The sequence below is a fragment of the Azospirillum sp. B506 genome, from assembly GCF_000333595.1.
Lineage (GTDB): Bacteria > Pseudomonadota > Alphaproteobacteria > Azospirillales > Azospirillaceae > Azospirillum.
This window is the reverse complement of the sequence record NZ_BADK01000458.1, coordinates 1-12,069: the sequence shown is the minus strand read 5'-3', so window position 1 is coordinate 12,069 and position 12,069 is coordinate 1. Positions and strand designations below refer to the sequence as shown.

Sequence of the window (12,069 nt, the reverse complement as noted above, 5' to 3'; positions counted from 1 at the left end):
TGCGGTTGACGAGGTCGGCCGCACGCCCAAGCCCACCTCGACGTTGGTCGGCACGATGGTGCCGCTGTCGGTCGACTGGCTGCCCTGGCGCTTTTCCGCCTGGTACATCAGGTCCTGGAATTCGGCCCGCGAGCGTTTGAAGGCGGTGGTGTTGATGTTGGCGATGTTGTTGGAGATGACCTCCACATTCAGAACCTGCTGGTGCTGCGCCCGGCCGACGCGGTCGAGACCGCCGAATGCTGGCAGATCGCGCTGGAGGCCACCGGCTCCCCGTCGGTGTTGGCGCTGACCCGCCAGAACGTTCCCACCCTGCGCACCGAGCACACGGCGGAGAACCTGTCGGCCCGTGGCGCCTACGTGATCGTCGAAGCCGAGGGCGAGCGCAAGGCCACCATCCTCGCCACCGGCTCGGAAGTGTCGCTGGCGGTGGAGGCCCGCAAGGCCCTGCAGGCCCAGGGCATCGGCACCGCCGTTGTGTCTATGCCGAGTTGGGAACTGTTCGAGCGCCAGGACGATGCGTACAAGGCGTCTGTGCTGGGCACCGGCGTGCGCGTCGGCGTCGAGGCGGCGATCCGTCTCGGCTGGGACCGCTGGCTGGGCGACAAGGGCGCCTTCATCGGGATGGCCGGCTTCGGCGAATCGGCCCCCTACCAGGAACTGTACAAGCACTTCGGCATCACCGCCGAAGCGGTCGTCGACGCCGTTAAGGCGCGTCTCTGAGAGAAGCCGACGGGGCGTCCGGCCGATCGTGGGCGCCCCCATATCCAACTGGAGGAAGTCATGGCTGTACGGGTAGCGATCAACGGTTTTGGCCGCATCGGCCGTCTGGTTCTGCGCGCCATCTACGAGAGCGGCCGCAAGGACGTGGAGGTCGTGGCGATCAACGACCTCGCCGATCTGAAGGCCAACGCTCACCTGCTGAAGTACGACAGCGTCCACGGCCGCTTCCCCGGCACCATCGAAACCGGTGACGGCGTGCTGATCGTCAACGGCCATTCGATCAAGGTCGTGCAGGAGCGTGACCCGGCCAAGCTGCCCTGGAAGGATCTCAACATCGAGATCGCCATGGAATGCTCGGGCATCTTCACCAAGCGCGCCGATGCCGCCAAGCATCTGGAAGCCGGTGCGCAGAAGGTGCTGATCTCGGCCCCGGCCACCGACGAGGACATCACCGTCGTCTACGGCGTCAACCACGACAAGCTGACCGCCGAGCACAGGATCGTCTCCAACGCGTCGTGCACCACCAACTGCCTGGCGCCGGTGGCCTTCGTGCTGAACAATCTGGTCGGCATCGAAAAGGGCTTCATGACCACGATCCACTCCTACACGGGTGACCAGCGGATCGTCGACACCAACCACAAGGACCTGCACCGCGCCCGCGCGGCGGCCCTGAACATGATCCCGACCTCGACCGGTGCGGCCAAGGCCGTCGGCAAGGTTCTGCCGGAACTGAAGGGCAAGCTGGACGGCACCGCCATGCGCGTGCCCACGCCGAACGTGTCGGTCGTCGACTTCAAGTTCACGTCCAAGCGCGCCACCTCGGTCGAGGAGATCACCAAGGCGATCTCCGAGGCCGCCAACGGCGCCCTGAAGGGCGTTCTGGCCGCCTACACCGAGGATCTGGTGTCGACCGACTTCAACCACGATCCGCACAGCTCGATCTTCGCGCTGAACGAGACCAAGGTCATCGACGGCAACTTCGTCCGCATCATGACTTGGTACGACAACGAGTGGGGCTTCTCGAACCGCATGAGCGACACCGCCGTCGCCATGGCGAACGCCAAGTAAGCCTCGCTTCGACAGCAAGAAGGGCGCCTTCCGCAAGGGAGGCGCCCTTCTTTATTGTGGCAGCAGCGGTTTCTACGCCGCCCGCACCGTCGCCAGGAAGTCACCGACCTGCGCGTTCAGCCCGGCGGCGGCTTCCGACATCTTGCCCAGTGCCTGCACCAGTTCGCGGGCGGTGCGGCCACTCTGCTCGGACGCGACGGTGACCCCGGAAATGCTGCTCGACACCTCGCCGGTGCCGGCGGCGGCCTGCTGGACCGAACGGGCGATCTCGGCGGTGGCAGCGTTCTGCTCCTCGACGGCGGCGGAGATTGCGGTGGCGATCCCGCTCAGACGCTCGATCACCGCGGCGACATTCTGGATCTCGGTCACCGCCAGACCGGTCACCGCCTGGATCGCGGTCATCTGCCCGCCGATCTCCTCGGTTGCCTTGGCCGTCTGGTTGGCCAGCGCCTTCACCTCGCTCGCCACCACAGCAAAACCCTTGCCGGCTTCCCCGGCGCGGGCCGCTTCGATGGTCGCGTTCAAGGCCAGCAGGTTGGTCTGCCCGGCGATGGAGTTGATCAGCCCGACGACGGCGCCGATCTTGTCGACCGCGTCGGCGAGGTTGCCGATGCGGCCGTTCGCCTGCTGGGCAATGGCGACGGCATCGGTGGCGACGTGGCTGGCGTCCGACACCTGCCGGCCGATCTCGACGATCGAACTGCTCAGCTGCTGCGTGGCGGCGGCGACGGTCTGGACATTGGCGGCGGGGCCGTCGCTGGCGCTGGCGACCACGCTGGCCAGATGGTTGGTCTGCTCGGCCGACTCCGACATGGCCCGCACCTTCCGGCCCAGCTCCTCGGTCGTGGCGGTCACCGAACGGATCATCCCGCCGACGGTCCCCTCGAACCGCTCGGCCATGCGGTCGAGCGTGCGCCGCTTCTCCTCCTCGGCCCGGCGGTCGGCCTCGACCTGCTCCGCCGTCAGCCTCTGGCGATCCAGGGAATTTTCCTTGAACACCTGGACGGCGCGGCTCATGTCGCCCAGCTCGTCCGCGCGTCCGGTTTCCGGGACATCCAGCGTCAAATTGCCCATCGCCAGGGTCCGCATGACATTGGACAGGCTCAGGATGCGCCGGCTGATCGAATGTCCGACCAGCGCGATCATCAGCACGACCGGCAGCGCCAGCCCGGCGACCATGGCCACCATCGCCCAGAGACTGCTCCGGAACTTGGCATCGAGATCGTCGATGTAGACGCCGGTGCAGAGCGCGAGCTGCCAGGGATCGAACATCTTCGAGTAGCCCAGCTTCGCCACCGGAACGTCGGAACCCGGTTTCGGGAACATGTAATCGACGTACTCTCCCCGACCGCGACGGGCCGAATCCACCAGCTCGCGCGAGAAGAAGACGCCGTTCGCATCCTTGGCACCGCTCATGTCCTTGCCGACCGAATCGGCCCTGGCGGGCTGGATCACCACGCGATAGTCGGTGTTCAACACGAAGATATAATCTTTTCCATTGTAGAACATCGTGTCGAGGTTGGCCTTGAAGCGGTCGAATGCCTGTTCGCGCGTCAGGCGCCCGGCCTTGACCTCTGCCTCGTAGCCGGAGGCAAGCCCATGGGCAGCGTCGATAACGGCCCGCAGCAACTCCTTGCGGTCATCCAGCAAACTGCGCTGGTTGAGCCAGAGGGCTCCCGATGCCAGTGCGATCGACACGAGGGCCGCCATGGCCACCAGGCACCAGAGCTTGGCCTTCAAAGTAATTTTCAAACCGCTCATGGTACTCTCCCCGCTGAGTTGGCCGATCCGCGGCGCCAGCCTCGCTCCCGCCGCGTCACAACAGAGCCGACGCCTCCGTTGGAGTAAAAAAACCGCTTCAGCCGCTACCGGATCGCGCGCCAGTCGAGCCGAGGCCACCGGCCTTGCCACCGCATCATAGTTCGCACCACCCATTGCTGATTGGTTAAATATAACTTGATGGTCATCCCGCCTTGACGTTTGTCACGCCCGCGGCGCGTCCCAGGCATTCGGCGACCCAGGCCGAAACGCTTTTGCCCTCCCGTTCGGCGCAATCGGCGACCGCGCGGTGCAGGATCGGGTTGATGCGGATGGCGAGCCGGCCGGAAAAGGGCTGCTCGCCGTCGCCTCCCATGTCGCAGGACAGGTCGAGATAATCGTCCACCGCCCGCCGGAAAGACTCCCGCAGTTCATCCACGGACCGGCCGGCAAAGGTGATGCCGTCGTGGGTGTTGATGACCTCGCCGACAAAGACGCCCGCATCGTTGTCGAAGTCGATCTGGGCCTTGTAACCCTTGTATTCCATCATCGCGGCGTTCCCGGGGGAGGTATTCCAATGAAACGGACCGGTGGCGCTCACGCATCCCTGTCCGCTATCACCGACCATACTCCCGGACTGCGATCGCAGGGTTTGACCTGCCTCAATTCTCTCAACCGCCCGATGGGTGGAGGCCCGTGACCCATCCGGGTAGAGTGCCCGCTTCCCCGTTCGACCGCCGGTTCCCGCCATGACCGATCCAACGCTCCACCGCCCCATCCCCCGTCCCATCCTGATCCGCAACCTCGGTGAAGCCCTGTCTGCCGCAGCGGCGGCCGACAGGGCGGCGGTCGATCTTGCCCTGATGGCGCCGCCGGCCGCGGGGGCGCTGTGGCTGCTCGGGGTGATGGAGCGGGCACGCGCTGCGCATCCCGGGCTGGCGGTGACCGGCCTGCTCGACTGCGGCGACCGTGCCGGGGAGGCGCAGGGGGCGCTGGCGGCGGGTGTGCCGATCCTGCTGTTCACCGGCCATCCGGAGGCCGCAGGTCGCTTGGCCGCCATTGCCGCGTCCCGGGGCGCCACGCTGCTGACCCGTTGCCCGCCCCTGCTCGACCTTGCCGCCGGAGGTCGGGGAGACGCGCGTCCCGAACGGCTGGAGGCACTATGCCGCAGCTGGTGGACACGGACCGAAGGATAGAGCGGGCCTACCGCTTTTTCGCACAGCCCCGCCGCGCAAAGGTGGTGTAACGTCGCCTAAGGATATTTTTGTGACACACACCCCTCCCTCCGATGCCGGAACAGCCCGCCATGAGCATCACCTCCCTCACCCCATCGGACCAGCCCATCGCGCACCCGCTTCATCCGCGGCAGGCCGCAAGCGGGCGGCACGCCGAACGGATGGGGCAGAGCCCCCTTCCCGGCCCTGAGAAGATGCGCGGACTGCCGCTGATCGCCGTCTGGGTCGGCCTCACGGCTGGGTCCTGGGCCGTGCTCGGCGGGGCCGGCTACGGTCTCTACACCCTCGTCGGTTCTCTTCTGCCCTAACCCTTTGGAAGAGGGGGGGCAACACCCCGCCCGGCGCGTCCCCGGCCGCAGGCCCTAGGCCGTTCAGGCGTGGCAAATGGCCGCTTTATGCCCCTCCCGCCGTTGCAAAACGGGCCAATCCGGGCTAAGACGGCGCCATTTCCAAGAATGCCCCAGGGGAAGAGCCACAATGAAGCTCACGCGCCGCGTCAAAGAAATTCTCGCCAACTACGAGAGCGACAATCCCGGCACCAAGGCGAACCTCGCCCGCATCCTGATGGAAGGCAAGCTCGGCGGCACCGGCAAGCTGGTGATCCTGCCGGTCGACCAGGGCTTCGAGCATGGTCCGGCCCGCAGCTTCGGCCCGAACGAGGCGGGCTATGACCCGCACTACCATTATCAGCTGGCCATCGACGCGGGCTGCAACGCCTACGCCGCTCCCCTGGGCTCTCTGGAAGCCGGCGCCGGCACCTTCGCCGGGTCGATCCCGCTGATCCTGAAGATGAACAGCGCCAACTCGCTGTCCACCCAGAAGGAAAACGCCGACCAGGCCGTCACCGCCTCGGTCCAGGACGCCCTGCGCCTGGGCTGCTCGGCCATCGGCTTCACCATCTATCCCGGCTCCGACTCCATGTACAACCAGTACGAGGAGTTCCGCGAGCTGTCGAAGGAGGCCAAGTCCTACGGCCTCGCCACCGTGCTGTGGTCCTACCCGCGCGGCGGCGCCGTCACCAAGGACGGTGAGCTGGCCATCGACGTGATCGGCTACGCCGCCCACATGGCCGCGCTGCTGGGCGCCCACATCATCAAGGTGAAGCTGCCGTCGGCCCACCTGGAGCAGCCGGAAGCCAAGAAGGTCTACGAGTCGAAGAACATCCCGATCGCCACCCAGGCGGAGCGGGTGAAGCACATCATGCAGTGCACCTTCAACGGTCGCCGCATCGTGGTCTTCTCCGGCGGCGCCACCAAGGGCGAGGATGCGGTGTTCGAGGACGCCCGCGCCATCCGCGACGGCGGCGGCAACGGCTCGATCATCGGCCGCAACGCCTTCCAGCGCCCGCGCGAGGATGCCCTCAAGCTGCTCGACCGGATCATGAAGATCTACCAGGGCCGGGAGTAACACTTGGCCAAGGGAAAGCCGACGCAGGCGGAACCTGCCTGCCGACTGTACCTCGTGACGCCGCCGGCCCTGGAGCCGGCGGCGTTCGCGCCGCTTCTGGCGGAAGCACTGGATGCGGGCGACGTCGCCTGCGTGCAGCTCCGCCTCAAGGACTGCTCCGAGGACGACATCCGCCGCGCCTGCGACGTGCTGCGCCCCATCGCGCAGGAGCGTGAGGTCGCCTTCATCCTCAACGACCATCCGCGCCTGGCGCGGGAGGCCGGCTGCGACGGCGTCCATGTCGGCCAGACCGACACCCCCTATCGCGATGCCCGCAAGATCGTCGGCAACGATGCCATCGTCGGCGTCACCTGCCACGACAGCCGCCATCTCGCCATGATCGCCGGCGAGGAGGGGGCGGACTATGTCGCCTTCGGCGCCTTCTTCCCCACCGCCACCAAGACGGCCGAGTACAAGGCCGAGCCGGAACTGCTGAGCTGGTGGTCGGAGCTGATGGAGGTCCCCTGCGTCGCCATCGGTGGCATCACCGCCGAAAACTGTGCGCCGCTGGTCACCGCGGGTGCCGATTTCCTGGCCGTGGTCAACGCCGTCTGGGGCCATCCGCAAGGTCCGGGCGCCGGGGTCCGGGCGCTGAACGCCGCCATCGAGGCTGCCCTCGCCGGTCCGGCCGGCTGACATCGGGAGGCCGGCCGGGTTCTGTGTGTACCGGCCATGCTGAAACACAGCATGCAGGCTCCGCCGAATCATAGTATGCCGGCTCCGCCGATTTACGGATAGGCCGGCTCCGCCGGCGGTGCATCTACGCGGGTTTCCACACAATCATGGACCTACTGACGCCCGAGGCTCTGGGCATCCTGTTCGCGGTCGGCCTGTTGGCCGGCTTTGTCGATTCCATCGCCGGCGGCGGCGGCCTGCTGACCATTCCCGCCCTTTTCGCCGCCGGGCTGTCCCCGGCCGAGGCATTGGCCACCGGCAAGCTGCAATCCAGCTTCGGATCGCTGTCCGCCACCATCAAATTCGTCCGCCGGGGCGAGGTCCATCCCGGCGCGATGCGCACCATGATCCTCTGCACCTTCGTCGGCGCCGGGGCCGGGGCCACGCTGGTGCAGATGCTCGACCCCAGCTTCCTGCGCGACGTCATCCCGATCCTGCTGATCGGCATCGCCCTCTATCTGCTGCTGTCACCGAAGGCCGGCGACGTCGACGCCCACCAGCGCATCGGTGAACACGCCTTCGCGCTGAGCATCGGCACCGGCATCGGCTTCTATGACGGCTTCTTCGGGCCGGGCACCGGCACCTTCTTCGCCATCGCCTTCGTCTCGCTGCTCGGCTACAACCTGCGCAAGGCCACCGCCCACACCAAGGTGCTGAACCTGACCAGCAATGTGGCGTCGTTGCTGTTCTTCATCGCCGGCGGCCATGTGCTGTGGACGGTCGGGCTGCTGATGGGCGTTGCGCAGTATATCGGTGCCCAGGCCGGCGCCCACATGGTGATCCGCAACGGCGCCCGAGTCGTGCGCCCGATGCTGGTCGTCGCCTCCATCGTCATCACCGCCAAGCTGGTCTGGACCGACGAGCACAACATCCTGCGCGAACTGTTCAGCGCCGCCGCCGCCTGGATCGCCTGACGGGGGCGCTGCGGCGCTCTCCTTCCGCCTCTGTTCCGCGACATTTCACCGCATTCGCCCGCCCCGACCGGAGTATCCCTTCCGGTCGGCTGCGCTCCCCTGCCCGCGATTTCCTTTTCACCTTCCGAATTCCCGCAGGCTTCGCAAGACTGTTCGTGCAGCCAACAAAAATCGTGCGACTCCCTTTACGTAAGCGTCAGTTCGTGTATCATTGCGTCAATAACACAATTTGGGGAAGGAACGAATGTCTCCGACGACGCTCAAGACACGACTGCTGACCGCCGCCGCTGCCATCGCGGTGACCGCGCCGATTGCCTCCACGGCCTTTGCCGCCGGTTTTGCGTTGAAGGAGCAGAGCGTATCCGGCCAGGGCACCGCCTATGCCGGTGTGACTGCCGGCGGCAACGGCGACGCCAGCTCGATGTTCTACAATCCGGCCACCATGGGGCTGGTGACCGGGATCGAGGCGGTGCAGACCGCCACCGGCGTCATCGTGAAATCGAAGGTCGACGGCGCCAGCGCCACCCGTGCCAGGCGGCTGGGCGGCACCTCGATCAGCGGCAACGCCTCGCCGGGAGACATCGCCCAGGACGCCGTCGTCCCCGCCGGCTATTTCGTCTATTCGATCGATGACGACCTGAAGGTCGGCCTGTCGGCCAACGGCCCCTGGGGTCTGGTCACCGATTACGGCGACAACTGGATCGGCCGCTATCACGGCATCCGCTCCGACCTGCGCACCTATAATTTCTCGCCGTCGGTGTCCTACCGCATCAACCCGATGATCACGCTGGGCGGCGGCGTCCAGATCCAGTATGCGAAGGCCAAGCTGTCACAGGCCTCCGACTTCGGCGCCAGCCGCCTCGGCCGCCCCGGCTCGCTCGACGTCAAGAGCGACATGACCGGCGACGACTGGGGTTGGGGTTTCACACTCGGCGCCCTGATCGAACCGGTGAAGGGCACCCGCGTCGGCCTCGCCTACCGCTCGGCGGTGAAGCACACGCTGACCGGCACCATTTCCTTCACCGGCCTGCCGGCCTCGCTCGCCGGCGCCCTGCCCAGCCAGAGCATCAACGCCGACCTGACCACGCCGGACATCGCCTCCATCGGCCTGTACCACGAGGTCAACGACCGCTGGGCGGTGATGGCCGACGTGCAGTGGACCAACTGGTCGCGCTTCCGCGAATTGCGGGTCAATGTCGCCAACCCGGCGCTCAATTCCGTGACGGAGGAGCACTGGAAGGACAGCTGGTACTACGCGCTCGGCACCTCCTACAAGGTGACCGACAAGCTGACGCTGCGCGCCGGCGCCGCCTTCGACAAGGGGTCGGTCGACGTCGAATACCGCACGCCCCGCATTCCGGAGCAGAACCGCTACTGGCTGTCGGCCGGTGCCGGTTATCAGGTGACCGACAATCTGCGCGTCGACGCCGCCTATTCCCACGTCTTCATCCCGAAGACCTCGGTCGCCCTCACCGACGACCTGACCGGCGCCGAAGCCGGCCGCGGCAACCTGAACGTCGACTACAAGAGCAGCATCGACCTGATCGGTCTCCAGGCGAAGTTCACGTTCTGAGCTAAGGCAGTCTGCCCTCTCATCCATCCGGCAATCCCCTCTCCCCGCCGGGGAGAGGGAGATTCTTGCACCCTATACCCCCGCAACCGGCAACCACAGCACCTGTTCGATGCTCTCTGCGCCGCTGCACAGCATCGCCAGCCGGTCGAAACCCATGGCGATCCCGCTGCTCTGCGGCATGCCATGCTCCAGCGCCGCCAGGAAATCCTCGTCCACCGGGAAGCGCTCGCCGTACAGGCGCTCCTTCAACTCCATGTCCGCCTCGAAGCGGGCACGCTGAACCGCCGCATCGGTCAGCTCGCCGAAGGCGTTCGCCAGTTCCAGCCCGCAGGCATACAGCTCGAACCGCTCGGCCAGCCGCGGTTCCTCCGGTTTCGGCCGCGACAGCGCCGCCATGCACAGCGGGTAATCGGTCAACACGCAGGGCACGCCCTCGCCCAGATGCGGCTCGATGCGGTCGAACATGATGCGGAAGACGATGTCCTCCCAGCGGTCGCCGTCATGGGGGGCGATGCCGATGCGGGCGGCCTCCGCCGCAAGGGCGGCCGGGTCGGGATCGTGGCTGCCGTCATAGGTCGCCATCAGGTCGATGCCGGCATAATCCTGGAACGCCTCCGGCACCGTCAGCACCCGCCACGCCGCGAAGGGGTCGCAGCTCATGCCGCGGAAGCTGAATGTCCGCCGCCCGCCGGCCTCGGCCCCGGCGCGGAGCAGCTCCCGGCAATCGTCGATCAGCGTGCGGTAGCCATCGCCCGCCCGATACCATTCCAGCATCGAGAATTCCGGGGCGTGGGTGCCCGACCGCTCGCCATTGCGGTAGACATGCGCCAGCTGCCACAGCCGCGGCACGCCCGCGACCAGCAGCTTCTTCATGGCGAATTCCGGGCTGGTGTGCAGGTACAGCGGCCGGCGGTCGTCGGGATGCGGCCCGCGCAGCTCGGTGGCGAAAGCCTGGAGATGCGGCTCCATCCCCGGCGAGACCTGCAGGGCCGGCGTGTCGACCTCGATGAAGGCCAACTCCTCGAACACGCGGCGGACGGCGTTCAGCACCCGGCCGCGCGCAGCCAGATAGGGCCGGCGACGGGCCAGGGCCTCGGGATGCCAGGGGGGAAGCGCGGCGGAGCGGAGAGAGGCGGACATGCGGAGCGCTCTTATTGGACAGGCGAAAGTGGTGCGGCCGCATCAGAGCACCCACAGCCGGCCTACTCAAGCCGGCTTGGCATTGGTCACAGCCGCCGCCAGTGATAAACTCCGCCCATCGCCGCCGAACCGCAGGGGCGGAGCGAATGGAACAGGGAACAGAGCCGGCAAAAGCGTTTCAAACGTTCCAAACGTCCCATCGCTGGAGCCGTTCTAAACTGTGCGGACCGGATTGGCGAAGAATCTCCCGTCAATCGCGCGGATTGCGCGCCGCTACCGTTCCGCGCCGTTGCCTATGGGCGGTCAAGCTGGTAGGGTCCGCGCCGCCCGTATTTCTGGAAGTCACGAGTAAGCCATGAAGGTCAATGCCAACACGATGCGCCCCGGCCATGTGCTGGAGCACAACGGTAAGCTCTGGGTCATCACCAAAACCGCCATCGTGCAGCCCGGCAAGGGCGGCGCCTTCATCCAGCTGGAAATGAAGGACGTTCGCACCGGCACCAAGTCGATCGAGCGGTTCCGCACCCAGGAAACCGTTGAGCGCGCTCGCCTGGACGAGCATGAGATGACCTTCCTCTTCGCCGAAGGTGACAGCTTCACCTTCATGGACAAGGAAACCTTCGAGCAGGTCTCGATCCCGCGCGACATCATCGGCGACCCGGCCGTCTTCCTGCAGGACGGCATGGAAGTCACGGTGCAGAGCCATGAAGGTTCGCCGCTGGGCGTCGAGATCCCCGGCAAGGTCACGCTGCTGATCACCGAGTCCGACCCGGTGGTGAAGGGCCAGACGGCCTCTTCCTCCTACAAGCCGGCCAAGCTGGAGAACGGCGTGTCGATCCTGGTTCCGCCGCACATCGAGGCCGGCACCCGCGTCGTCGTCGACACCGCCTCCGGCGAGTATGTCGAGCGCGCGAAGGACTGATCCTTCCAAGGTCCGTCCTGCCATCACCGGTCTTCGCCACGCGCGGAGGCCGGTGTATTGTTTTCTGGTTCCCGCTGCACGAAACGGTACACCCACACCCATGGCCACCCGCTCCGCTCTCATCAACGTCATGGTCCGCGCCGCCGAAAAGGCCGCCCGGGGTCTCGTCCGCGACTTCGGCGAGGTCGAACACCTCCAGGTGTCGCGCAAGGGGCCGGCAGACTTCGTGTCCGCCGCCGACCTGAAGGCCGAACGCACCCTGCGCGAGGAGCTGCAGAAGGCGCGGCCCGAATTCGGTTTCCTGATGGAGGAGAGCGGCGAGTCGAAGGGCAGCGACGCCGAGGCGCGCTGGATCGTCGATCCGCTCGACGGCACCACCAACTTCCTGCACGGCCTGCCGCACTGGGCGATCTCCATCGGCGCCGAGCGCAACGGCGAGATCGTCGCCGGCGTCATCTATGCCCCCATTGGCGACCAGCTGTTCTGGGCCGAGAAGGGTGCCGGCGCCTTCGTCAACCACACCCGCCTGCGCGTGTCCGAGCGCCGCCGCCTTGAGGATTGCGTGATCGCCACCGGCATTCCCTTCAAGGGCCGCGGCGACCATGCCACCTTCCTGAA

Annotated in this window: 13 protein-coding genes and 1 pseudogene; 10 read left to right on the top strand and 4 right to left on the bottom strand. The window is 66.6% G+C overall.

The window, feature by feature from the left end:
* Positions 1-186, bottom strand: a 186-nt coding sequence (locus tag I71_RS13855) for a flagellar basal body protein (protein ID WP_042695441.1), incomplete at its 3' end; no start/stop codon positions are given.
* Between I71_RS13855 and I71_RS13850 the strand changes: the two are divergent.
* Positions 187-720 (top strand): annotated as a pseudogene (locus I71_RS13850) (transketolase C-terminal domain-containing protein); the annotation flags it as partial. It abuts the gene before it with no gap.
* A gap of 60 nt (positions 721-780) precedes the next feature.
* Entirely contained in the window at positions 781-1,788 is a 1,008-nt protein-coding gene (gene gap / locus I71_RS13845; protein WP_042695439.1) for a type I glyceraldehyde-3-phosphate dehydrogenase, read from the top strand.
* Between the two features lie 72 nt (positions 1,789-1,860).
* Here gap and I71_RS13840 read toward each other — a convergent pair whose 3' ends face one another.
* Both I71_RS13840 and I71_RS13835 read right to left on the bottom strand, forming a co-directional pair.
* Positions 1,861-3,549: a methyl-accepting chemotaxis protein gene (locus tag I71_RS13840; RefSeq protein ID WP_042695438.1), complete on the bottom strand. Its 1,689-nt coding sequence runs from the start codon at positions 3,547-3,549 to the stop codon at positions 1,861-1,863.
* Between the two features lie 202 nt (positions 3,550-3,751).
* Positions 3,752-4,096, bottom strand: a complete 345-nt coding sequence (locus I71_RS13835) for a type II toxin-antitoxin system HicB family antitoxin (protein WP_042695437.1) — start codon at positions 4,094-4,096, stop codon at positions 3,752-3,754.
* Between the two features lie 199 nt (positions 4,097-4,295).
* On the opposite strand from I71_RS13835, the gene I71_RS13830 reads away from it, so the two are divergent.
* The 6 genes from I71_RS13830 (at position 4,296) to I71_RS13805 (ending at position 9,389) form a co-directional block, all read left to right on the top strand.
* Entirely contained in the window at positions 4,296-4,742 is a 447-nt protein-coding gene (locus I71_RS13830; protein WP_042695436.1) for a hypothetical protein, read from the top strand.
* A 110-nt stretch (positions 4,743-4,852) separates the two neighbouring features.
* A complete protein-coding gene (locus tag I71_RS13825) occupies positions 4,853-5,089 on the top strand; it encodes a hypothetical protein (protein ID WP_244433824.1) in 237 nt (78 codons plus the stop codon).
* 169 nt (positions 5,090-5,258) lie between these two features.
* A complete protein-coding gene (locus tag I71_RS13820; RefSeq protein ID WP_042695434.1) occupies positions 5,259-6,188 on the top strand; it encodes a class I fructose-bisphosphate aldolase in 930 nt (309 codons plus the stop codon).
* Between the two features lie 3 nt (positions 6,189-6,191).
* The gene (gene thiE, locus I71_RS13815; protein WP_042695433.1) at positions 6,192-6,863 is read left to right on the top strand and encodes a thiamine phosphate synthase; all 672 of its coding nucleotides are present in this window, start codon (positions 6,192-6,194) and stop codon (positions 6,861-6,863) included.
* Positions 6,864-7,009: 146 nt separating this feature from the next.
* Positions 7,010-7,816 carry a TSUP family transporter gene (locus tag I71_RS13810; protein WP_042695432.1) on the top strand — a complete coding sequence of 269 codons (807 nt, stop codon included), beginning with the start codon at positions 7,010-7,012 and terminating at the stop codon, positions 7,814-7,816.
* Positions 7,817-8,060: 244 nt separating this feature from the next.
* Positions 8,061-9,389, top strand: coding sequence for an OmpP1/FadL family transporter (locus tag I71_RS13805; RefSeq protein WP_049976107.1), 1,329 nt, complete (start codon positions 8,061-8,063; stop codon positions 9,387-9,389).
* 72 nt (positions 9,390-9,461) lie between these two features.
* On the opposite strand, the gene epmA is transcribed toward I71_RS13805, so the two are convergent.
* A complete protein-coding gene (gene epmA, locus I71_RS13800; protein WP_042695431.1) occupies positions 9,462-10,529 on the bottom strand; it encodes an EF-P lysine aminoacylase EpmA in 1,068 nt (355 codons plus the stop codon).
* Positions 10,530-10,884: 355 nt separating this feature from the next.
* On the opposite strand from epmA, the gene efp reads away from it, so the two are divergent.
* Both efp and I71_RS13790 read left to right on the top strand, forming a co-directional pair.
* Positions 10,885-11,451 (top strand): elongation factor P, encoded by a 567-nt coding sequence (gene efp, locus I71_RS13795; RefSeq protein ID WP_042695430.1) that lies wholly within the window; start codon positions 10,885-10,887, stop codon positions 11,449-11,451.
* Between the two features lie 100 nt (positions 11,452-11,551).
* Positions 11,552-12,069, top strand: a 518-nt coding sequence (locus I71_RS13790; RefSeq protein ID WP_042695429.1) for an inositol monophosphatase family protein, incomplete at its 3' end; no start/stop codon positions are given.